Below are 21,462 nucleotides of genomic sequence, written 5' to 3' on the forward strand. Positions count from 1 at the left end.
AAATCAACAGGAACTGTAGAATATAGTGAGGTGATTACATATGCGTAAAAAAGAAGATAAGTACGATTTCAGAGCTTTTGGTCTTGCCATCAAAGAAGCTCGTATGAAACAGGGTTTAACCCGTGAACAAGTGGGAACAATGATTGAGATTGACCCACGTTATCTAACAAATATTGAAAATAAAGGACAGCACCCAAGTTTACAGGTATTCTATGACCTTGTATCATTGCTCAATATTTCTGTTGATGAATTTTTCCTGCCTGCGTCTGATCTGGATAAAAGCACCAGAAGACGACAGTTGGAAAAGCAACTTGACAACCTTTCCGATAAGGATTTAGTTATCATGGAAAGCGTCGCTAACGGAATCATCAAGTCTAAGGAAGTGGCGGAAGAATAACGCTCCACTTTTGATTACCAATAAAATAAGCCGATAACCCAAGAAATACTTATTCTCGGTGTTATCGGCTCTGCGTCTTAGCGTCTGGCTCTATAACAGTTATTTGTTGTTGCCTTACATTGATTAGGCTTTCTTGTTTACATTTAGGGCAGAATAGAGGATAATTTATCAATTCTGTATCCTTTCGTATTTTTGTGCGTGTTTTATTTCTGCATATAGGGCAGTATATCCATTTTTTTGTTATCATTCGTTTTCTCTCTAATATGCTATTTTATTGTAAACTCACATGCCAAATAATATGTGTCATAATCCCAATCTTTTGGGGATTCAAAATAAGAAACACTTATAATTATCCGATAATGCCCTGATGGGAGTTCACCATAAAACGAAGAAATATCATATGCTAACCTCAATCTTTCTGATGGTTTTATAATAACATCATCTTCATTGTTTTTTGACGGGTCAGAAAGTTGAGTTAATTGATACCATACATCTGATTGTTCTGCTTCGATTTCAAAATAAGATTCTGAACAATGGTATTCTTTATCAGAGTTGTTCTCGATAAAAAATGTCGCATTCTCTAAGTTAAAATCCCATTTTTTATCTAATGTAATTTCAACATCTGATAAAGAATTAATTTCTTCTTCATTTCCATAAGGCGAAACCTCGTAATATTCTTTAAAATTTTGTGGGAATACATTTTCCTCATTTTGTGATGAATTGCACCCAGATAAAATGCTTACGGCTATTACTAAAATTATGCAGATACATTTTTTCATTTTTAAAACCTCCTCGATAAATGTTTAGTCCAATTATATGGAGCAAATATCTATTTTTCATCAACATCTATGATTTTTATCCAAGCTGTAACACATGCTCCACCCTTATCATTATTCGCAATTTTCAATGTACCTCCATGCCTTTCACACAATATTTTACAAATATTTAATCCTAAACCCAAATGTTCAGTCGTATTGTCTTGCGATGATTTGTAAAACGGTAATGTCACACGCTCTATATCACTATCCTTAAAACCGCAGCCATCATCAGAGACGGAAATCAATAAATATTGTTTTTTCATACTAATGTCAATATCTATCATTGAATTAGCATATCTAATACTATTAGATAATAAATTTTCATAAATCTGTACAACAATATCAAGATTGATAAATAGGTTTTCGATATTATTACAGCTTGTCTTAATAGAGTATTTTATGTCCGTACAAAGCAGTTCTGTTGTATCTGATAAAGATTTTAATAGTAAGTTAAAGTTTATAGTCTCTTTTTTGATTTCTATATCTTCTAATCGGTATAGATTCGTCATGGCATTAACGTGTTTTTCAAGTCGTTCCACATTCTTACGCATTGTTGATAATTCATCAATTACCTCTTGTTGGGAAACTAATCCTTTTGGAATAAATGATAACAACATTGTAGTATGCCCTTTAAGTAGTGTTAAGGGAGTACGCAAATCATGCGAAAAAGCAGCATTTAATCGTCTTTGTTCAGCAAACTGTCGTATCATTTTTTGATTGTTTTGATATAAACAATTTTTCATTTTTTCAAATGCAAGACACAGCTTACCCATTTCGTCTTTATAGGGGTAATACAGAGTAAAGTCCAATTCGTTGTTTTCAATTTTGCTATAAGCATTAGTTAGTAACTTTATCGGTCTCGCCAATTTTCGTTTTATAAAAATAGTTACGCAAAGTATCATACTGAATGAAAGAACAACAGGAATAGTGGCAATATTTATCATTCCTAAAGTAGTATCTACAATCCTATCTTGTTTGGTAAAGTTTGGTGAGACCTCAATATAAGAAACATGATTTGGATAAACGTATTCTTGTACCGGGCGTTCTTTTTGATAGTCTACAACAAAACTACATACTTTCTTTTGGCTTGCATTATATATTGTATACTCTGTCTGGTCATTATTGTATTTTGCTATAAATGAACCATTTTCAGGTATATCATATCTTGTTGTCATGTCCTCATATTTATAGTTAAGATTCATTCTATAATTATCAACAAGAGCAATGGCAGTAACACTTATAGTAATACCAACTACTAAAGAAATAAGTGCGTAAAGAATAAATGAAATTTTAATACTCCTGTTCTCAATATAGTATACTAATTTTTTTTCCCTTATTTTTTCCACTTATATCCGCACCCCCAAACAGTTTCTATATAAGGATTATCACTCATAGAAAGAAATTTTGTTCTTATCCGTCGTATATGTTCCGTAACAACAGAATTGTCACCGCAACCATCTAGCCCCCATACTTTTTCATAGATTGTTTCACGGTCGAAAACAATACCTTTGTTTTGTGAAAGAAATTCAATTATATCAAATTCTTTCTTCGTAAAGTTTATTTCAGCATTTTTATAAAAAACCGTTCGTGATGAATAATCAATTACTATATTTTTATCGAACTGTACTATTGCAGACGAACTATGCCTTTTCTCTCTCCGCAAATGGGCAGCAACTCTAGCTTCTAATTCATCAATAGAGAAAGGCTTTACAACATAGTCGTCAGCACCGATAGCAAACCCCTTGATTTTATCACAGTCCTCAACACGAGCTGTTAAAAAAATAATAGGACAGGAAACATAATTTCTAATCGCCTCACAAACTGTAAAGCCATTCATATCTGGCATATTTATATCCAACAGAATAATATCGGGGTTTTTAGTGATTGCATTTAGTGCTTCTTTTCCGTTAATTGCTGTATACACTACATAACCAATCTTGTAAAAATATTGATTTAACATTGATACAATATCTTTTTCGTCGTCTACAATCAAAATACTCTGTGCCATAATTCGTTCCTCCTTAGTCAGTATATCTTATCATGGAAAAAACAATTTTTTAACAACTTCTATCTATTACATGCGTGTGACTATCAATTTGACATTTTTACATCAATTACAATGTTACATTTTCATATCCATATATCCATTCAAACAATAACGCATTTTACCTGCTGCAATTATTATAATCCCTTAAATTAATTGTAACAACTCCAATAATCAGCTTACAAACCATACCTCGGTATGATTTGTAAGCCTTTCTTCATGCTATCCCACAACCTTCCAGTTACCGCCTGTCTTTTTCAGTACCAAATCAAACTGTGAAATTTGTGTGGCTTTTGTTCTCTGGTCGAGGTATTTCACAGCCACCGACACCTTTACCTGTTCCCCGTCTGACGTAAATACAGGGTTTACCAGTTCTGAAAATGTGTATTCTCGATTCACTGGCTCAAGCACATTTCCAGATACATAGTATGCCAGTTCCTTTTCCGTTGCAGTTGGATAGAGCTTGAAGAATGTTTCCAAGAACTCGTTCACTTCCGATATTGTGGCAGCGTCCACCGTTCCGTCAGACTGCTTCATAGTCGGTTCGTAGCTGGATTTTATAGGTATACTGCTGATGGTCGGATTCTGTGTAATCACCATATCCCCGTTATCATCCACATAGACCACAACGGTATAAGCAGAAGTATATTGCGTGGACTTTTCGCCCTCCGTTACCGTTTGATCTACAGAGTAGGTAACGGTAAAGTCGTTCTCATTCATCTGTTCAATATCCCATATCTTCACATCTGTAGCGGTGGAGCTGGTCGGTATATCCGCACGCACCGTATCTACATTCAAATCCTGTAATTCTTTGGTAAGATACTGACTGATTTTATTTGTCCTTGCGTCAATGGCTTCCTGTGAATTGCTCCATGAATAATAGCACTTTGCAAATGCCTTGACGAAATTCTCTATCTTGTTGGTATCAACAATCCGTTGTTCAATGACTTCCTTTTCATGTACGGTGTGCATATCAATGGCGGTGAAATTCTTATATACGCCAAAGCTGACACTTACAATGAGAAGCAGCCACAAGGCAATCACGGTTTTCTTATGCGTGCCGACTTTCATCACAGGGACTTTCTTTTCTTTCTTCGGTTTCGATTCTTTCTCTTTTTTCTTAAATAGCATAGCACCATTCCTTTCTTAGTTGGTTTTCACTCGTCCAGCACCTATCAGATGTTGCTGCCAGTATGAACTTGTTAAATCGGTATATCCGATAGGGTCGCCAGCGTGATACATTCTGTTGTTTCCTGCGTATATCCCGACGTGGGTTACATACGTTCCAGCGTTATAGGTCGAATGGAAAAATATCAAGTCACCAGCTTTTGCCTGTGAAAGCGGTATGTGCTGGGTAACATCATACTGTGCCTGTGCGGTTCGTGGCAGACTGATACCAGCCTTTCCATAGCACCACTGCACCAGACCCGAACAGTCAAAAGAAGTGTTGGGATTGCTGCCGCCATATACATATTTCCATCCTTGATATTTCAGAGCTTCATTAAAGATTGCCTGTACCGTAGCGTCGTCAAAGTGGGCGACTGCAAGATATTGAGCCACCAGTTTTACATAGAACATATTTCCGTACTTGTAACGCCAGCCGCCATTTTCTTTAATGGAAATCTCATTTTTATAAGTGATTTTGACACCGCCAGATTTCTCCTTTGCAAAGCTGACCGCCAGCTCAAAGGTGTATTTCTTTCCATGACTGGCAACGTAATCTATGAACCCACCGCCATAGTTATAGGCTTGTACCACCGTGTTGATGTCACAGCCTTTTGATTCTGCGGATTTTAGCAGTTCCGAAAAATATTTACACCCCTGTCTGATGGATTCCTCCGTAGACAGGGAATTAAGCGGCAGACCAAGAGATTCACTTGCCTGCATAACGTCTGTCGTGCCAGTACCGCCAGATTCCACCTGCATAATCGCAAGCAGATAATTCACATATTCAGAAACCCCGTATTCCTTTGCATATTTTTCTACCGTTGACTGATGTTTCAGCACTTCTTCCGACAGATTCAGTCCAGAAAAATCATAGTGGGAAGTGCCGCTTTCTTCATCATCTGCGGTCACGATAAACAGAAACAAAAGCAGACAGATAATCACCGTAAAAATCCCACCGAACACAGCGAAGTGTTTCAGCTTCATTTCTTGCCGCCTTTCCTGCTGGACGTTTTATTCACGGTTGATTGATTTGTGGTCTTTTTCTTAACTGTCTTTGTCTGCTTTTGATGTTTGACTGTCTGACGGGGCATATCTGTCACAGTTCCCGAATGTTTTGGTGTAGCTGCTGGAGAAGAAGATTCTCTGGCAACCTGCGTCCTTACTTCCTGTTGCTTTGTGACAGGCTCTTTTGCTCTGGCAGATTGTGATTGCTCCCTCTTAACAGTAGTAGGGCGTTCTTTGATATTCTGTTCTTCTTTAGAACCTGCCGACTGTGAAGCTGCTTTCGCAGATACAGGCGTTGTCACTGGTCGCTCATGCAATGGGGCAGTTCCTTTCGCTGTACCAGCTTTTGTCGCTGATCCATTGTCCTGTCGCTCCTTATCCTGTGTTTCCTGTTTCTTCTGTGTCTTATCCACTATCGGACGCTGCGGATTCTGTTTTTCTGATTGCGGTTGTTTCGATACCGCTTTTTTATCCACGATACCACGCTTAGAAGCGGACTTCGTTTCCTGCGTCTGGCTTGCAGAGCTGCTATGTACTGTCGATTGCGAAGAATCGTTGTTCTGCTTATCGGGTAATGCAAGCGGCTTCTGATTCATTGGCAGAGCTGGCGGCTTTCCGTTACCTCCACTATGGGAAGATGGCGTATTGTTTGGTCTGGTATGACCGCTGCCTGCTGATTTTGTATTATCTGCTTTTTTCGTAGAAGCAGAAGCAGCCGCCGCACCAGCGACACCGCCAGCAGCACCAGCCGCAACCGTCCTTCCGATTTTACGCTCCAAGCGTCTTGCCCTACGGTTAAGGAACATATAAGGTCGTCGCATGATTCGTCTGCTGACCTGCTGTGTGTCGGAAGATTGCAGACTGAACATTGTCATCAAATCACCCAGTTTAAAGTAGATTCCTGCAAAGGTGACTATCTGTAAAAAAGCAATCATAAAGAACGGATAGCCAGAAGAAATGGAATAAAACATAGTGGATATGCTGAAAGCTGTCGTAATAATCAGCGTGATTCCTGCCCTCATCATAATGGTATTGAACAGCTTCGTAAGAGCCTTTTTTGCCATGCCCTCATAGGTCGGAATCATAGACAGGATAAAACTGATTGGCAGGAACATAACGTAAATGATAAATAGCACCTGCGAGAAAATCATCATGCCCGTAAGCAGGAATACAAAAACTGAGATACCGATATTGAAGATGAACAGGAACACCACCATACCTAAACGTGTCATGGTCTTTGTGACACTTAGATTGTCATTGTCCTTATTTTCGATTTCCTCAATCACTATATCTTCTCTATCGTCCGTATCTGGACTTGCCGATAACAGGCTTTCCACACGGTCAGAGCCGAGTGTTTCTATATCCGATTCCCCATACTGTAAGAGCAGCCACGGTTGTTTCACCTGTATGGAAAACAGACTGTCCCTTATCAAATCCACACTGTCTTTTCCTTTACTGTTGGAATCGGGCAGCACAATCTTTGTGCCAAGCGATAACGCCGAGCTGCTTATATCAGCGGAAAAGTCATTGATTTTACTGATATAATTTGGGGCATAGGCAATAAAAGAAGCGGATAACAGGAATACCACAAGAAAGTTAATCACCGCATGAACTGCTTTTGTGGTTTCCCTCTTGATAAGTCCTGTGTATGCCACATAGATACCCATTACCAGAATAAGGATAAGCAGGAATCCCACATAGAACCCCTCGCTGGAAAAACCGCTGGAAGTGACACCAGCCAACGTCTGAATGTTCTTTCCGATAGAGCTTGCGGTATCAGAGATAAAGTCCAGCTTGTAGGCTTCCTGTACCACATATCCCGTCGCATTGGAAATGTATAAGCTCACCGTCCAGACAAAGTTTGTGATGGCATATAGTCCGTACTGAATACTTTTGCCGATACCGTCAAGCCAGTTCCACGGTAACCAATCCCAACTTGAATCCACATAGAAATCAAGCTGGTAGTTTTCCAGCGGATATTTAGAATAGGTGTTATCGTCACTCACCGTATTGTCTACCAGACCAGCCGCATGAGCTACCGTACCCGTGATAGATAAAAATACCAGCACACCGAGAATCACCGAAAGCGTGATAAGCAGATAACGGACTATTTTTCTCTTGTCCATAGGCTTCACCTCATTTCTTCCGTCTGCACTGGCGGTCTGGTATCAAAGGCATGGAACAGGTCAGCGAATACAGGGTGAATCTGGATAACGCCCACACGCCCGTATAAATCTTGAAACAGGCATTGCCCGTTTTCCAAATCCCTTAATCGCTTCTGGTTGCCCTCGTCCTCCTTATCCACACCGAAAAATTCAAGGGTATTTTTGATTTCTTTTATATCTGTGCTACGAAAGGCAAACTTCAAGCCGATATTGTTCTTCATCTTTTCGTCGTCCACATCACCAGAGTTTTGTGTCACAAAGTACACAGCGGCATTCATGGAACGACCAGCACGAATCAGCTTGTTAGAGAGTGCTTTTCCCTGTGCTACCTGCAAGAACGTCCACGCTTCGTCCAAATCCACCATCTTGAAAATGCTCCTGTCCGAATGGATAAAATCTAAGGCAAAGGTACTGATAACGATAAGCATTGCCACGGAAAGCAGCTCCATTGTGGTATATTCTTCAAATTTTGTGTCCTTGTCTGGCAATACAAGGTCAGCCACCTGTATGATGTTAAGCTGTCGGTCTAAACTGATGGATTGTTCCACATCACCGTCCGAGAATAACAGGTGTGCAAAATCATAGTCCGTCATGCTCTCAATATGGTCTGCGATATTCTCTGCCACGAGTGAACCATCTTTGCGGAGTTCATCAATGACACGGAGCAGTCCTCTTTTTTTGCTCTGGGTAACAGAACGGATTGCACGCCTTAATACAGGGAACTTCTCACCGTCACGGGAAGAAATACCTGTAAGGAATGTTAAAATATCAATCGCAAGGCTTTCAGCGTCTTTTGTACGCTTCATAATCACATAAGGGTCAAGAAGTCCTTTGTTCTTATTCTCGCTGGTAAGGTTGACGATTTTGATTTCATGTGCAATATCGGGTAGTGTTTCCTGCCAGTTGCCACGCTCTGATTTAGGGTCTACAATGACCGCTTTTCCTCCAAACAGCACCGCATAATAGATGATAAGGTTGTTACAAAATGACTTGCCACCGCCAAGAGAACCAAGAAAAGCGGCAGCTAACGCATTGGTGACGGAACCCTTAACGCCCTGTGCCGCAAGGCTGGGTTTCAGATATACATTTTTTCCTGTATCAAGGTTATAGCCGATATAGATACCGTCCGTTTCCCCAAGCTGCTGTGTCGCACCGAATCCAAGTCCAGCCAGAAAGTCAGAAGTGACATACTGGATATAATCGTTGATATATCTTTTACTTGCTGGGATAAACTCACCATGCAATCCCAACATATCCCCGAATGGGCGTACCAGCTTCACATTCAAATCGTCGTAGAAGTCCTTGACTTCATCACAGCGGCGTTTCAGTTCTTCCAGAGTATTAGCCGCCACACGGATAACGTAGGACAGCTTATACATGGATTCTTTGGACTGGTCTAAGTTCGTTTCCAGCTCATTGACTGAATCCAGAGCTTCAATGACGTTATTTCCTGTTTCGTTGCCTGCTTCCCAAGCGTGGTTATCCAAGTCTTTCAATTCTTTCTTTTTATTTCTAACCGTTGTCAGAGCCTTTTTATTAGTGACGATTTCCACATTCATAGAAGTGGAAACAGGGAACGTGAATTGCTGCTGTTGATAGTAGAAGATTTCACTGGACGGAAAATCAAGCTCACCCACGATATTGTTAATCGTGAAGTAGGCAACATACGTTGTCTGATCTTCACGCTCAATCTTTAGGTATCGCTGGTTTTCCTCTATCATGCAGCGTGTAGGTCGGATAAGGTCATATCGCTTCACCAGCGTTTCACGCTTTAACTTCTTTACTGGCAAATCATAACTGTAATCACTGTAAGCAACTCCCGTATTCCCGTAGATATGCTCCAAGAGATAACCGAAATCATTCTTATCCAGCCTGCGGAACTGAAAGCGGCGTGAGATTTTACTTTCCAGTAATTTCTCCATCTTCATAAAACGCCCCACTTCATCATTGCTCATGGAAACAAAGTCACCCATGAGCTTGTGATTGACTTCATAGATAAAATCCGTAAAGGTCATGGCTGCCGACTTTTTCATACTTTTTAGGTTGATTTCTTCCTCATTCACTAGCAGCTTGAAGCCAAGAAAAAAACGGTAGTCAATCTGATTTTCCCCAATCATCTCAACCAACGCTTCTGTCTGTTCGTCTACCTTTTTACAGGCTATTTCTTTCAATCTGCCTGTGATTCCTTTTTTAGAACGCTCCTGTACTGCACGTAAACTGTCCTCTGTGGCAATCTGTAAGGCATGGATTTTCCCGTCACGGTTCTGGGCGATAAGCTGGCGGAAGTTGTCATGCACCATGTACTTTTCATCTGGTGACAGGAACGAATAATTGTAAGGTGTCAGCTCATAGTAAGCGAAACACTCACCGTCATGGTTGAACACCAGATTGTTTTCAATATATTTAATCGGGAACATACATCACACTCCTAACTGCTGTAATAACGGGATTGAATTTTTCATGTTTCAGCTTAATGGCTTTTCCTGCATAGGTCACTTTTGGTCGGAGTAAAAAACTCACACAGGATTTTAAAAATCCAAATGGCTTTTTCCCGTCAAAGGTCTTTTGCGATACGAACCAAGTAAAAGCGACGGGGATTCCAAAGTATTTGAGGAATGCCCCGTCAATCATGTTAAAGGGCGGCAGCTCCCCAAAGAGAATCACCACGAACAGCGATACCACAAACCAAGCCATCTGACTGAACGTGACAGGGAACGGGAGCTGAAAGTCGTTGATTGCATAAATGACTTTTTCCACGCTCCATATGCTTGTATAGCTTTTGATTTTCTTCAATTTTCACAGCTCCTTTCTTTTCTAAAATGGAAACAGCAGCCTGTATTTCACAAGCTGCTGCATAAAAAATACCAGTGTCATTTCACTGGCTGATGATAAAATATTCAGTTGTTATGGACATTCAAACACCCCATGATTGGTGACGACAAAACGCCCCTCCAAGTCAAGGTCACGCCCGTAGGCTTCATAGTCTATGTAGCTTCTTATCCTGTCTGGTATCTCACCCAGACTTTGACATTCATCTATGAAGTAATAGGCAACGTCTGTCATATCACTACAATCGGGATAATGGATAATATCGTCTGCGTGTTCGCACAAATCTTCCAAGCTGCTGTAATAGCCTAGCAGCTCCGATAATTCGTCCTGTATGTCCTCTGGTAAGTCCTCCACCATTTCACACAGGCGGTTGACTTCCTCAATGGGCGTGTATTCGTCAATCTCAAAGGGCAGCTCATAATCATGGATAGCGTATTCTTCGTATTGCTCATTCAAGCCGATACGCTCTGCCATCTCATCATAATCAACGGGCGGCGTAAACCACGCACCCACAAGCTCACCCTCGTTGTATTTCCCAAGATTGGCGATATAGATTCGCATTTCTTCGATACCACATCACCCCTTTACTGGTAACGGAATACGCCGCTTGTGGTAAATAAGTATCTGTCGTCCATTTCCAGCTCACTACCATAGGAGTGATAGTCGATATGTTTCAACAGTTCGTGGGGAATCTCACCGAACACATTTTCCTCACGGATAAGGTATTCTGCCAGTGCCGCACCGTCACCCACATCATAGTAGCGTATCTCGTCCTTATGGTCGATAAATTCATCAAAGCTGGAAAACCATTTCTGCTGAATGGCTTTCATTTCATTGCCGATAGGTGTACCCTCCAATTCAAGCACCATGCGGCAGTTGGCATTGATTTCCCAAAGCGGCATATCGCTGTGTAAGTCAAAGGGCAACTCATAGTCTGCAATCTCAATCTGTTCCTCATGCTCAACGCCGAGTTTTTCTCTGACTTCTTCAAAATCCACAGGGCAGTTGAACCAGTCGCCAGAGTAACCGTCGTCCTCGTCATGGTAAGGTTTTGTATTGTTTAACAGGTAGATTCGCATTTCCTGCAAGATGTGTCACTTCCTTTCTTCATTTCCAGTATTCCCATTATAACAGCATAATCTACGCCAAATACATAATGGGAAAACTTTTCTAACTGTTCTTTTGGATATGCTGTCGGTGGAAGTTGTTTAATTTCTTCCCACACCGCACGTTTACGGTAAGGCAAATCGGAAATGTTGTCACAGCCGACACGCTCTTTCACATCCTCAAATATATCTATTTTCATGTTGTCCTCCAATCTTAAAAATTTGCATGAAAAAAGCAGCAAACTGTTAAGATTTACTGCTTATTACTTTAAATAATGCTATTGATATAATCTGACATATCCTTTACAAGTTTTATTGCAAATTCAGCTTCTCTTTTCTGCAATAAATCGTCATTAGGATGTGATAATGAATGTCTATTTCGCATTTCATTGATTGCTGCAATTACACCAGAAGCACTACGTAACGATTTTCTTACTAACTCTGCAATTTCGGTAGAACCAATATTCGCACTAACTTCCGTATGCAATTTAGTATATAACTGGCTCAACGTATCAGATTCTTCATAACCAACTTGTTTGTTATCCAATACTTTTCTCAAATACCCATGAAAAGCTGTATGTATTCGGTCAAATGCAGAGTCATATTTTCCTTGCTCCATTAGTAATTCGGCATCAGCAATAGCTTTACTAATTACTTCTGTTAATGAAATAGAAGAAAAGTCTATAACCTCATAATGTTCAACTAAAATACCAATATCAACATGTGTTAAGTAATTGTCACCTTGTCGTCCATAAATACTTTCTGCTATATCTAAAATGTTTTCCCGTTCTGCAATAAAAGAATCTTGTTTATCTATTGGTGCTTGTATATGAAGAATTGAACAATATGTATTCCACTCACGTCTTGTAAATAAACCCGTTTCTTCAATATAAACATTACAACGTGGAAGTGTCATAATTACTTCCCACATTTTATCTGTCCCAAACTTCCAATCCGCATTAGCTCTATGCTCAAGTGCTTTAATCAATGTTACTTTAAAACTTCTATCATCCATTTTAATTATTCCTTTCTTGTTTTAAATATTCATGATAATATTTTTCTTTTAATAGGGATATTTCATTTGCTTGCATTTGCTCCGCTGTTAGGTCTTTTTCACCTCGAATTTCATATTTGACACGTTCCCATTCTAACTTTAAATATACTTGAGAATACTTTGTCAGTAAAATAATATCATTTTGAAAATTCAATGCGTTAAAATCTTCTCCTGCAGAAATATTATTTTTAATATTATCTAACAAATCCAATATTTTTTTATCATCATCCCCGTCAAAATTAAATAGTAATCTTAATTTTGCTAAATATACATTTAGTTCCCTATAAATTTTTTCTGGAATTGTTATACTTTTATCGAGAACCTTTTTATTGGCACATTCTTGAGCTAGAGCAATATATTCAGCCAATGTATTTCTAACTTCATAAATCCAATCAACTCTTTTATTTGTTATATACTGAACAGACATATTCTTTTGACTACTTATCTGAGCTGCTTCTAAAGATATTTTTAATCGTTTGTTTTCGCTTTTGTTTTTAACAAAATCAGCTACTAAAGTGAAAACACAACCAACGCCTGCACCTGCAAGAGCTATCATAGCAGCAATAATTGTATCACTCATATTTAATCCTCCACAATTGCTAAATTATAATAAATTATAACATTTTATGGAGTATATAACAATCTTACTTACGCTCCAATAATCTTATTGAATAGCTGCAACAGTACATCTTTTACACCAGCGGCATTGAATACCAAGCCGACAGCAATTAAGGCAATCACCAAGAATCCAATCAGTTTGGAAAATTCACGCTTGAATCCGAGATACACGCCGATAACCACGATTGCCATGAGTACAAGGCTCTGTGCGTTAGATAAAAACCAGTTGTATAAGTTCTGTCCGAAATTCATTATTTCCTGCTCCTTTCCATCATTTCAATTTCTCTGTCTGCGGCTGCTCCTGCCTGCATAAGACACATCATAATTACGCCGAATCCTGCTCCAAGAGAGAACAGGAATAAATCAAATAAGATATGCTTCATGTTATCATTCCTCCGTTTCTGTAATCATTTCCTCTGTGGAAGTTGTTTGCTGTTCAATCAGCTTTTTGTGACGCTCCGTGAGCTTCGCATGGTCTAAAATGTCTTTGAGATAAGTCGTGCCATTGGTACTGTCAATCTTCTGTAAGACTTTCCAAGTGGGAGCTACCTGTCTGCTTATCCAGTTGAGCGTCCTTGTGAGCGTATAAGGCTCTGGTTTGGTCGTCAGTTTCAAACGCCCACGATCAGAGCCGATAAAGTACGCCCATTTTTCATTGGTCTGCCATTCGCTGCGTCTTTTCTCCACCTCCTTGTCAGCGAACCGCATATAACGGTTGATAATGTCAAAAGCGGTACGTTCTGCGTCATGGTAGGTCAGCAGGTCACGCACCGCATAATAGGCTCGCTCATTTTTCAGCCGGATTTCAAAACGGTTCTTGATTTTCGTATCTTCAATCGGAATATCGTATTTCACATACTGCTCATAGTCCTTTTCATAGATACAGAAATAAACCTCTGATTTGAGCGAACCGATATAAAGCGTATTTCCCATTCCGTATCTGTCCTGCTCATTGCTTCTCACCAGCTCACCGCTGCGGTAGCTCTTGAAGCTGCGGAATACGGAAACACATTCTTCATGGTTGCATTTCTCTGTCAGCTCTGGAATATCCAAGATTCCTGCCATATCGTTGATAGCAAGGTCAAGACGTTTCATCACACCTCCCTCCACCAGAGCATCCATGAGAAAGTCATACCAGCTCCTATGCTGTGCCAGCAGATAGCTTTCCATCTGCCGACAGCCTTTGCCTTTCAGCTCCAGCAATGTGCCTTTTTCCTTATCGGGTGAAGCCAGCACGAACACATCACCCAAGACATAATGTTCCGCATAAGAGTAGAATCCGTAGTCCTCATGTATCATTACGTCCAGTTTAAGCCTAAGAATGTCCTTAACAACGTGCCGAACGTCCTGTGTGGGGAATCGGATTCTAACGTAATCGAAGACCATTTCCAGCGGATTTTCTGGATTCAGCTTTTCCAGAGCGTCCGTGAATTTCCCCTTGATTTCTTCTGTCAAGGCTACTTTTCCAGATTCAATCCTGCTGACATACTCACGACTGACACCAGCCATGACCGCAAGACGATTCTGGGAAACGCCGTACTCCGTCCGTTTTTCCTTAAAATCATTTATCCAGTCGGTATCATTCAGTTTCAATCCCTCCAATCGAAAAAGGAATGTGACAGTTACCGATTTTGTCACACTCCCTTGAATGTTTGAAAAGTCCTCTGTTTTCAAGGACTTTTCGATATGTAATTGACTGTTTCCAGATAATTTGTGCCCCCCTGTTAGATAACGGGGGCAGATGGTTGGGGCGGCTCACGCCACCCCAACACAGGCTAGTCCGTACCTGCGGCTTTCGCGCTGCACGCCGCCTGTCCGTCCTGCCTGTTTTGTGATAATCTCCCTATCTCTTTTAGGAAGTCGTGTCCTTTGGGTACAAGGGGAGTGTAAAACTCAGATATGACACTGTTTCCTGTATCAACGTAGCCACGCCCTTTGATCTGTTTCAGAAAAAAGTCCTTGTCTACTTCACCGAACATCATACTGTAACCAAGTTCCGACATACGCCCCAATGCCACACGGAAATTGAACTGGTCACGGATTCCATCACCGAGATACTTTGCGTCTGGTCGCTGACAGGCGAGAATCAGAAAATATCCTGCCTGTCGTCCAAGCATAACTATCTGTTTGAGCTTATTCAGCACAGCGGCATTTTCCTTTGTTGTCAGCATTTCCATGAACGCCACATATTCATCAAAGATAAGAAAATACGGAGCAAGACCGAGATAGGCATAGTTTTCACCTGTCCTGTAGCTTTCCATGAGCTTCATAGCTTCACTTCTTGCCATCATACCATCATAAAATCTATCAATACAGGCGGTTATATCTTCTTTCTTGTACCAGACTTCCGGCATGACAACGGACAAATCCGCAAGGTCGGCGTTCTTTGGGTCTAAAATATACATGACCGCATTGCTGCGGAGCAGAGCTTCAATGATAGTAAGGATAAAGTAAGTTTTACCGCCGCCAGTGCCGCCAGCAATCAGCATATGGGGGAGCTTGTCATACTCCCACCAGACATTTTTCATTAGACGCAAGCTGCCATGTTCAGCCTGTACCTCATTGATAGTGATTCTGTTCGCAATCGTATCATAGAGCAGCACATATTCCACATAGCTGTCTTTCAGCTCTTTGGAAACCAGCTCACAGTACAAGCCTGTTTCCAGTTTCTTTTCCAAGTGTAAAAGCTGCTCTTGATATTTCCCCAATGTGATTTCTGTACGGATATATAAAAGTCCATGCTCCATACGGTAATACACTTTAGGAAAATAGGTGATTTTCTCTTTTTTGGTAGTGGCTGGCAAATCCTTGAAAAAGCCGCTGTCCTGTGTGGATTCTGATTCATACCAGCCATTTTCCAGCAGCATACGAGCCAGCTTTTGACGGTGAAAGAGCTGCTTCACTCTGTCATACTGGAATCTGCGATAGAAAAGGGCAGCCAGCACACAGACCAGAGCCGCCACAACAATAGTCACTATCCTATATGGTGTGACTACTAAATGGACGTTGCCATCTTGTAGAAAGCTGACCGATTTCCAGTCCGTAGTGAGGATTGACTTTAGGTTCAGCAGCATAATCACCGCAAGGAACAGCAGGAACAGTGAACCAGCCGAGAAACGAAAAACCAATGATTTGTCACTGACTCGAATATGTTTTCCTTTATATTTTAGTAAATTCATAAACATTCCTTTGGATATAGAAAAAGCAGTAAATTCTGTAGAATCTACTGCTCTATAACTATGCTTCACGATATTTGATAGCGTTTTTATTTGCTAATTTGATTGTAAATGGCTTAAATTGAAAATCCAAGTGTCCAATCATTACAATATTATACATTACTTCTTCATTTACTAAATCTCGCATATTACCTCGATATAAACTTGTTCTGAATTTCCATTCGCCTTTTTTATTTTGGGTATATATTTGTAGCAGGTAATATTTATAAGTCTTTTTTGGGTCATCGCTATTTTTTTCTTTTTCTATAACTTTTAATTTTACTTTGCCATAGAATACGCAAAAATCTTCACCATCTGATTCGTCAATCCAGCCATTAAGTCTTTTTCGTTGCAATGCTCTTAAAACAGTTTCGCAATCTTTTCGTTCTGGGATAAGCATAGGATTCTTTCTTTTTTTCGTTAAATCCTCATTATCATTACTGGTTGTCTTTTTCGTATTATGTTTTCGGCATAACATATTCATAATTGAATTTAACTTATCTTGTATTTCCTCATAATTTAAAGAATCTACATATTTTTTGACTGTCTTTTTGGAAGCATATTCATAGTTATATGAACAGCCATCTTTATGATTTGAGCTTTTAATTCTTCTTAAATGAGCACGACGTTTAGAAGTTTTATGAACAAAACTCAATTCTGCTTGTTTACATTCTGGACAAAACATATCTTTATCAAATGGTGTAGTATCCCCATCATGGGACTCTGCATAATCAGCTACAATATCAATATCCAAAATATCATCTTTATTTTTAGAATAAAATTCTTCAAAACTTTTTGCTTTTTTACTCATACAATCACCCACTTTCTATAAATGATTATATCAGATAATTTTTATCTATACTATTTATTTTTTGGTAGTATATTATTAGTTGCCATTTGATTTATTTTACCCTTTAACACAATATCATCTGCCTTGATATACCAGTCAACGTCTGCACCTTGAAATGTAGCAGTTGCCACCGTATCAGCCACAGGATTGATGATTTCCACCTCTGCGTTGTAGTCAAATTCCTTTAACGGAACAGAAGCCGGAATACTTACCTGTATCATGCGCCCCTGTTCTTTACATTTCAAATCGTAGGTACGTTCCTTGATTTCTTCAGAAACCGTACCGTCCTCATTCTGCATATGTATCTCGCGACGCAACGCCGAGAATTTCAATACTCCGAATGTTTTTTCCTTATCAATAATGATTCCATTTGCTAATCTCATAATGTTTCTACCTCCTTACGCTTTCACCATATCGTCTGCTGACAGGATATAGTTTGTGAATCCTCTAGTGCCGATTTTGTAACCCTCTGCGGTGATTTTGGGATTGATAAGTTTTACCTTTTCCTCTGATTCAAAGTTCTTCTCACCAGCAGAAGCAGGCAGCAACACGATAATATCATCTGCTCTCTGTACGTCCGAATAAAGGTTGAAGCTACGGGAAACTACCGTCATACGTCCGTTGATCCTACGCTGTTCCACCTTATTCTCACCTGCAAATTCCAAATTTCCGAACGTCTTTTCCATATTCGGGATAACGTGTTTTAATTCCATAAATTATTTACCTCTTTTCTTTCTATATTTTTAGTGTTAATTTTGTCATTCTGCTGTCGGGATAATATCTGTCTGCCTGTGAATTATCAAGGGCAAGCGTTGTGCTGAAAGCACCCTTGACAATCCCCATTCAGAAAGATAAATCCTAATCAAGCAGAAGTTAGATATAGTGTCAGCTACAGACTGACGTTTCCATGATAGGCGGTGAACGGGGCATTGCTTTCATAAGCTGTTACCTCCCGTGTCAGTTAGATTTCTTTACTCTGCGGAATCTCTTATATCCGGCAAAGATAAGACCAGCAGCAGAAACTCCCATCATAGCGAATAATGCGACAAATGGCGTATTGTCACCTGTTTTTGGTGAATTGCTTGTTTTTGTTGGTGTACTAGGTTCTTCTGGTGTCGTAGGGAATTCTGGTTTTTCTTTGACCGTCACAGTCTGCCCCTCGTCCTTGATATCTTTATGTTCTTCTACCTTGGTAGGCTCGTCTGGATTGGACGTATCGTACAATTCTTCAAACGTCACAAGCTCTTTACTGCCAAGTTCCGAAGCATTGAACGTAAATTCAATCTGAACTTCCATCTGACTGTCTGTGGCGGTGAAAGTAAGGTCATTTTCCACACGTTTACCATTCACCAGAAGTTCTGCATTTTCAGACTTCACCATTTCCCAACCTTTAAGAGTATATTTCACGCCTTTTTCCAAACCGTCTAAAGTAACCGTATCGACAATCGTTACTTTGTTGTCTGCTTTAATCGTCTTTTCACCTGTTACCTTGTCTGTGGCGGTTGTGTGCATAGTGATAATACGTTCCGTAATCGTCACCGTTTGCCCCTCGTTCTCTATGTCTTTGTGTTCTGCCACCTTGATAGGCTCGTCTGGATTGGATAAATCGTACAATTCTTCAAAGGTCACAAGTTCTTTGCCGCCAAGAGTAGAAGCGTTGAATGTATAGGAAACCTCAACTTCCATTTCTGATTTTTTCGCTGTGAATGTGTAATCACTTTCTACAGGCTTACCGTCAATCAAAAGCTGTGCATTTTCAGACTTCACCATCTGCCAGCCTTTTAGCTGATATTTTGTGCCTTTCTTCAAACCATCTAAAGTGACCGTATCAACGATAGTTACATTTTTACCAGCAACGATGGATTTTTCACCTGTCACTTTGTCGGTAGCAGTTGTATGGATAGCGATTTCCGGCTCATAATCATCTGTGAGTGTACCTAAATCAACAACAACTTTGTTTCTTGATACCACGACATCAAACGCCGGAATCAACGTCATTCCCTTGTTGGAATCGCAGCGTAATTCTTCGATTATGTAAGTATCATAGAGCAAAGCACCTTTGCTATCGTCTGCTGTGGAAGTACCGAACCAGATACCGTCCTCACTGTTTTTTCCAGCGTTGGTATTTTGTTTATGAGATACCCAATCAGAGAAAGTGGAGAATTGACCGTTTGCGTCCGTAACAATAATATGGCTCTCACCAGTCGTCTTACTTGTGATCCTAAAGGGAACATTCGCAAGTCGCTTGTGAGTACCGTCACCAATTTTCACACCCTCAATATCCCCACGGATAATCTGGTTGTAGATGGAATGTGCTTCATCTGTTAAATCCACGATTTCACCGTCATTCACAATGTCAAACTCACGGTCAACCGCACCAGTTGTCAAATACCCTGTCGGACTTTTGGATTCTGAAATTTTATAGTGACCGTAAGGAAGTGTATCAGCGTCAGTCGTAGCGATACCGTCAACGCCTGTATGGATTGTCTTGACTGTTTCATTTTTGTTGTATAATTTGCCATCTACCAATACCGCATTATCATTTAAGGAAATGATTTCAAAGGCAGTATCTTTCAATGTTGCACCGCCTTGTGGTTTTGTGTCTTTTGTTTCAAGGTCACGCTTTTGGATTCTCACACCTCCACGGATAATATTGTCCGATACGGAATACTGGTTGCTGCCGCTTAATGCTGCAAGTTCGCCATCTTCTGTAATCTGTGCCACATACACGCCTTTTATCTGTTCAGAACTTCCAGCGGCTTGCATATAAGCACCATCTAACAAGTAACCGTTTGGAGCAGCTTTTTCTTCTACAGTGATAGTACCAAGCGGTAAACAGATAGTACCGTTTTGTGTATAGAAGCTGTCACCAGATACCTTATAGGAATCTGCCAATCTTGTGATATAGTGGATAGTGTTATCGCTGCCTTTTTCCGCTTTTGTCTTTGTCGTCCATGTGCGTGTTGGTTCTGATGGAAGATTATCTTTTGTGTAATAACCGTCATAATACTTCCAGACGAACTCCGCACCCTCTAAAGAAGCGTTACCCTGTGCGGTTGCTTTTCCTGTTTCCATATCAATTTTGAAAAGCTCAACCAAAGTGTCTGTGACTTTTGGTGTATCGCTGACTTTCAATGTGGAAGTTTCACCAGCCTTTACCGTAAGGGTATAGACGTTGTTATCTAACTGGAATCCTTTTGGAGCTTCGATTTCTTTTACATAGTATGTAGAAGCTCTCAACTCCACCGTATCCGTATTCCCGTTGCCATCTGTCATAAGTGTGGCAACTGATTTCGTGCAGCCTTTATCAGAATAGACACCATAAGTCGCACCAGATAAAGAATAGCAGTCATTAGATTTTGTAATCGCTGTATTACTGGACGATTTCTGAATCTTGCCATCACCGACAGCTAACTTCGCCCAGAACTGTCCTAAGTCCTGTCCTTCACCAACATAGATGTAACCACCGCAATCGTAACGGTCTTTATTTTCTTTAGCGAAAGCCTTTGCGTTCTCATAGACTTCTGACTGGATTTTCTCTGACACTTCATCATAGGCAGCTCGTACATTGTTGTACCCCCAGCCTAAGTGAACGCTCAATCTTCGCCAGACAACACATTGTTCCAACAGATAGACTTGTTTGCTGGAAAGACTGTGCTTTTCTGCATACTGTTTGACGTATTCCAGATTCAACGCCACATCAGATATTTGGTCGTCGCTCATTCGCTCCGTTGCATTGATACGATTCTTATATCCCGATTGGAAATTTGTGTTTATATCAATACAGTAGGCAATCTGCCCGTCAGCGTTCATTATGCTTTCTTCAAAGCTGGAAACCTCTGAACCGCCATTGTCAATCTTGACGATTGTTCCTGCTTTACCGTCCGTAGTAGTATAGACGGAATCCGCAGCATGAACCTGTGTGACAGGTAATGCAGTAAATACGGTTGCAAGGGTAAGTACACCTGTAAGCAATCGCTTCATAATCTTTTTCATAATGTTTGATTCTCCTTTCATTTTGGGTAAAAAAATAGACGCTCATTGTTGAACGTCTTAGTTGCTGAAACCATTGGAACTATGTAGGATAGCTTGCTTCATCTTCATTTTTCTATGTTTTTGTTCTTATGCAATCGTAGCAGGAAAAGGCTTGTCCTACGCAAAATGGCGTATTTTCAAGGGTTTCCAGCTATGTTG

The 21,462-nt window shown here is 40.2% G+C and carries 23 protein-coding genes; 1 reads left to right on the plus strand and 22 read right to left on the minus strand.

Translation table 11 applies throughout. From position 1 onward, the window contains the following. Nucleotides 1-40: 40 nt before the first annotated feature. Nucleotides 41-397, plus strand: a complete 357-nt coding sequence (locus tag BLCOC_RS19245; protein WP_015541095.1) for a helix-turn-helix domain-containing protein — start codon at nucleotides 41-43, stop codon at nucleotides 395-397. A gap of 61 nt (nucleotides 398-458) precedes the next feature. On the opposite strand, the gene BLCOC_RS19250 is transcribed toward BLCOC_RS19245, so the two are convergent. The 22 genes from BLCOC_RS19250 to BLCOC_RS19355 all read right to left on the minus strand — a co-directional run bounded on the left by BLCOC_RS19250 (nucleotide 459) and on the right by BLCOC_RS19355 (nucleotide 21,264). Further along, nucleotides 459-644 (minus strand): cysteine-rich KTR domain-containing protein, encoded by a 186-nt coding sequence (locus BLCOC_RS19250; protein WP_101884086.1) that lies wholly within the window; start codon nucleotides 642-644, stop codon nucleotides 459-461. A 19-nt stretch (nucleotides 645-663) separates the two neighbouring features. After that, the gene (locus BLCOC_RS19255; protein ID WP_115623089.1) at nucleotides 664-1,176 is read right to left on the minus strand and encodes an immunoglobulin-like domain-containing protein; all 513 of its coding nucleotides are present in this window, start codon (nucleotides 1,174-1,176) and stop codon (nucleotides 664-666) included. A gap of 50 nt (nucleotides 1,177-1,226) precedes the next feature. Further along, entirely contained in the window at nucleotides 1,227-2,561 is a 1,335-nt protein-coding gene (locus BLCOC_RS19260; protein WP_115623090.1) for a HAMP domain-containing sensor histidine kinase, read from the minus strand. After that, a complete protein-coding gene (locus BLCOC_RS19265) occupies nucleotides 2,549-3,223 on the minus strand; it encodes a response regulator transcription factor (protein WP_015541093.1) in 675 nt (224 codons plus the stop codon). The genes BLCOC_RS19260 and BLCOC_RS19265 overlap by 13 nt, the downstream gene beginning before the upstream one ends. A 258-nt stretch (nucleotides 3,224-3,481) precedes the next feature. Further along, nucleotides 3,482-4,390 (minus strand): conjugal transfer protein, encoded by a 909-nt coding sequence (locus tag BLCOC_RS19270; RefSeq protein ID WP_115623091.1) that lies wholly within the window; start codon nucleotides 4,388-4,390, stop codon nucleotides 3,482-3,484. A gap of 15 nt (nucleotides 4,391-4,405) precedes the next feature. Next, complete coding sequence (locus BLCOC_RS19275; RefSeq protein ID WP_115623092.1) at nucleotides 4,406-5,410, minus strand: bifunctional lytic transglycosylase/C40 family peptidase; 1,005 nt, start codon at nucleotides 5,408-5,410, stop codon at nucleotides 4,406-4,408. Then, a complete protein-coding gene (locus BLCOC_RS19280) occupies nucleotides 5,407-7,557 on the minus strand; it encodes a CD3337/EF1877 family mobilome membrane protein (protein ID WP_115623093.1) in 2,151 nt (716 codons plus the stop codon). The genes BLCOC_RS19275 and BLCOC_RS19280 overlap by 4 nt, the downstream gene beginning before the upstream one ends. A 5-nt stretch (nucleotides 7,558-7,562) precedes the next feature. Then, nucleotides 7,563-10,013, minus strand: a complete 2,451-nt coding sequence (tcpF, locus tag BLCOC_RS19285; protein WP_016440022.1) for a conjugal transfer ATPase TcpF — start codon at nucleotides 10,011-10,013, stop codon at nucleotides 7,563-7,565. After that, complete coding sequence (locus BLCOC_RS19290; protein ID WP_016440021.1) at nucleotides 10,000-10,389, minus strand: conjugal transfer protein; 390 nt, start codon at nucleotides 10,387-10,389, stop codon at nucleotides 10,000-10,002. The genes tcpF and BLCOC_RS19290 overlap by 14 nt, the downstream gene beginning before the upstream one ends. Nucleotides 10,390-10,500: 111 nt before the next feature. Then, on the minus strand, nucleotides 10,501-10,986 hold the full coding sequence (locus BLCOC_RS19295) for an antirestriction protein ArdA (protein WP_115623094.1): 486 nt from the start codon (nucleotides 10,984-10,986) through the stop codon (nucleotides 10,501-10,503). 23 nt (nucleotides 10,987-11,009) lie between these two features. Then, the gene (locus BLCOC_RS19300; protein ID WP_115623095.1) at nucleotides 11,010-11,504 is read right to left on the minus strand and encodes an antirestriction protein ArdA; all 495 of its coding nucleotides are present in this window, start codon (nucleotides 11,502-11,504) and stop codon (nucleotides 11,010-11,012) included. After that, on the minus strand, nucleotides 11,486-11,731 hold the full coding sequence (locus BLCOC_RS19305) for a hypothetical protein (protein ID WP_115623096.1): 246 nt from the start codon (nucleotides 11,729-11,731) through the stop codon (nucleotides 11,486-11,488). Before BLCOC_RS19305 ends, BLCOC_RS19300 begins: the two co-directional genes overlap by 19 nt. A 68-nt stretch (nucleotides 11,732-11,799) precedes the next feature. Further along, nucleotides 11,800-12,546 carry an abortive infection family protein gene (locus tag BLCOC_RS19310; protein WP_115623097.1) on the minus strand — a complete coding sequence of 249 codons (747 nt, stop codon included), beginning with the start codon at nucleotides 12,544-12,546 and terminating at the stop codon, nucleotides 11,800-11,802. A gap of 1 nt (nucleotide 12,547) precedes the next feature. After that, a complete protein-coding gene (locus BLCOC_RS19315; protein ID WP_115623098.1) occupies nucleotides 12,548-13,165 on the minus strand; it encodes a hypothetical protein in 618 nt (205 codons plus the stop codon). A 68-nt stretch (nucleotides 13,166-13,233) separates the two neighbouring features. Further along, the gene (locus BLCOC_RS19320) at nucleotides 13,234-13,455 is read right to left on the minus strand and encodes a hypothetical protein (protein ID WP_115623099.1); all 222 of its coding nucleotides are present in this window, start codon (nucleotides 13,453-13,455) and stop codon (nucleotides 13,234-13,236) included. After that, nucleotides 13,455-13,586: a DUF3789 domain-containing protein gene (locus BLCOC_RS19325; RefSeq protein WP_115623100.1), complete on the minus strand. Its 132-nt coding sequence runs from the start codon at nucleotides 13,584-13,586 to the stop codon at nucleotides 13,455-13,457. Before BLCOC_RS19325 ends, BLCOC_RS19320 begins: the two co-directional genes overlap by 1 nt. Before the next feature lie 4 nt (nucleotides 13,587-13,590). Beyond that, a complete protein-coding gene (mobT, locus tag BLCOC_RS19330) occupies nucleotides 13,591-14,841 on the minus strand; it encodes a MobT family relaxase (protein ID WP_115625447.1) in 1,251 nt (416 codons plus the stop codon). Nucleotides 14,842-14,978: 137 nt separating this feature from the next. Continuing rightward, complete coding sequence (locus tag BLCOC_RS19335; protein ID WP_115623101.1) at nucleotides 14,979-16,382, minus strand: FtsK/SpoIIIE domain-containing protein; 1,404 nt, start codon at nucleotides 16,380-16,382, stop codon at nucleotides 14,979-14,981. A 58-nt stretch (nucleotides 16,383-16,440) separates the two neighbouring features. Beyond that, nucleotides 16,441-17,229, minus strand: coding sequence for a hypothetical protein (locus BLCOC_RS19340; protein WP_015541083.1), 789 nt, complete (start codon nucleotides 17,227-17,229; stop codon nucleotides 16,441-16,443). 50 nt (nucleotides 17,230-17,279) lie between these two features. Then, nucleotides 17,280-17,651 (minus strand): YdcP family protein, encoded by a 372-nt coding sequence (locus BLCOC_RS19345; RefSeq protein ID WP_022317866.1) that lies wholly within the window; start codon nucleotides 17,649-17,651, stop codon nucleotides 17,280-17,282. Between the two features lie 15 nt (nucleotides 17,652-17,666). Continuing rightward, entirely contained in the window at nucleotides 17,667-17,981 is a 315-nt protein-coding gene (locus BLCOC_RS19350; RefSeq protein WP_115623102.1) for a YdcP family protein, read from the minus strand. 244 nt (nucleotides 17,982-18,225) lie between these two features. Continuing rightward, nucleotides 18,226-21,264, minus strand: a complete 3,039-nt coding sequence (locus BLCOC_RS19355; RefSeq protein ID WP_115623103.1) for a VaFE repeat-containing surface-anchored protein — start codon at nucleotides 21,262-21,264, stop codon at nucleotides 18,226-18,228. Nucleotides 21,265-21,462 lie beyond the last annotated feature (198 nt).

Origin of the sequence: Blautia coccoides (assembly GCF_034355335.1) — a bacterium.
GTDB classification, from domain to species: Bacteria; Bacillota; Clostridia; order Lachnospirales; family Lachnospiraceae; genus Blautia; species Blautia producta.

What these genes read in the sequence shown, in the direction of transcription:
- BLCOC_RS19325 (WP_115623100.1), bottom strand. Translation starts at nt 13,586, where the DNA reads ATGAAGCATATCTTATTTGATTTATTCCTGTTCTCTCTTGGAGCAGGA.
- BLCOC_RS19275 (WP_115623092.1), bottom strand. Translation starts at nt 5,410, where the DNA reads ATGAAGCTGAAACACTTCGCTGTGTTCGGTGGGATTTTTACGGTGATT.
- BLCOC_RS19305 (WP_115623096.1), bottom strand. Translation starts at nt 11,731, where the DNA reads ATGAAAATAGATATATTTGAGGATGTGAAAGAGCGTGTCGGCTGTGAC.
- tcpF (WP_016440022.1), bottom strand. Translation starts at nt 10,013, where the DNA reads ATGTTCCCGATTAAATATATTGAAAACAATCTGGTGTTCAACCATGAC.
- BLCOC_RS19245 (WP_015541095.1), top strand. Translation starts at nt 41, where the DNA reads ATGCGTAAAAAAGAAGATAAGTACGATTTCAGAGCTTTTGGTCTTGCC.
- BLCOC_RS19355 (WP_115623103.1), bottom strand. Translation starts at nt 21,264, where the DNA reads ATGAAAAAGATTATGAAGCGATTGCTTACAGGTGTACTTACCCTTGCA.
- BLCOC_RS19350 (WP_115623102.1), bottom strand. Translation starts at nt 17,981, where the DNA reads ATGGAATTAAAACACGTTATCCCGAATATGGAAAAGACGTTCGGAAAT.
- BLCOC_RS19270 (WP_115623091.1), bottom strand. Translation starts at nt 4,390, where the DNA reads ATGCTATTTAAGAAAAAAGAGAAAGAATCGAAACCGAAGAAAGAAAAG.
- BLCOC_RS19320 (WP_115623099.1), bottom strand. Translation starts at nt 13,455, where the DNA reads ATGAATTTCGGACAGAACTTATACAACTGGTTTTTATCTAACGCACAG.
- BLCOC_RS19295 (WP_115623094.1), bottom strand. Translation starts at nt 10,986, where the DNA reads ATGCGAATCTATATCGCCAATCTTGGGAAATACAACGAGGGTGAGCTT.
- BLCOC_RS19250 (WP_101884086.1), bottom strand. Translation starts at nt 644, where the DNA reads ATGATAACAAAAAAATGGATATACTGCCCTATATGCAGAAATAAAACA.
- BLCOC_RS19340 (WP_015541083.1), bottom strand. Translation starts at nt 17,229, where the DNA reads ATGAGTAAAAAAGCAAAAAGTTTTGAAGAATTTTATTCTAAAAATAAA.
- BLCOC_RS19255 (WP_115623089.1), bottom strand. Translation starts at nt 1,176, where the DNA reads ATGAAAAAATGTATCTGCATAATTTTAGTAATAGCCGTAAGCATTTTA.
- BLCOC_RS19280 (WP_115623093.1), bottom strand. Translation starts at nt 7,557, where the DNA reads ATGGACAAGAGAAAAATAGTCCGTTATCTGCTTATCACGCTTTCGGTG.
- BLCOC_RS19310 (WP_115623097.1), bottom strand. Translation starts at nt 12,546, where the DNA reads ATGGATGATAGAAGTTTTAAAGTAACATTGATTAAAGCACTTGAGCAT.
- BLCOC_RS19315 (WP_115623098.1), bottom strand. Translation starts at nt 13,165, where the DNA reads ATGAGTGATACAATTATTGCTGCTATGATAGCTCTTGCAGGTGCAGGC.
- BLCOC_RS19345 (WP_022317866.1), bottom strand. Translation starts at nt 17,651, where the DNA reads ATGAGATTAGCAAATGGAATCATTATTGATAAGGAAAAAACATTCGGA.
- BLCOC_RS19335 (WP_115623101.1), bottom strand. Translation starts at nt 16,382, where the DNA reads ATGAATTTACTAAAATATAAAGGAAAACATATTCGAGTCAGTGACAAA.
- BLCOC_RS19265 (WP_015541093.1), bottom strand. Translation starts at nt 3,223, where the DNA reads ATGGCACAGAGTATTTTGATTGTAGACGACGAAAAAGATATTGTATCA.
- BLCOC_RS19300 (WP_115623095.1), bottom strand. Translation starts at nt 11,504, where the DNA reads ATGCGAATCTACCTGTTAAACAATACAAAACCTTACCATGACGAGGAC.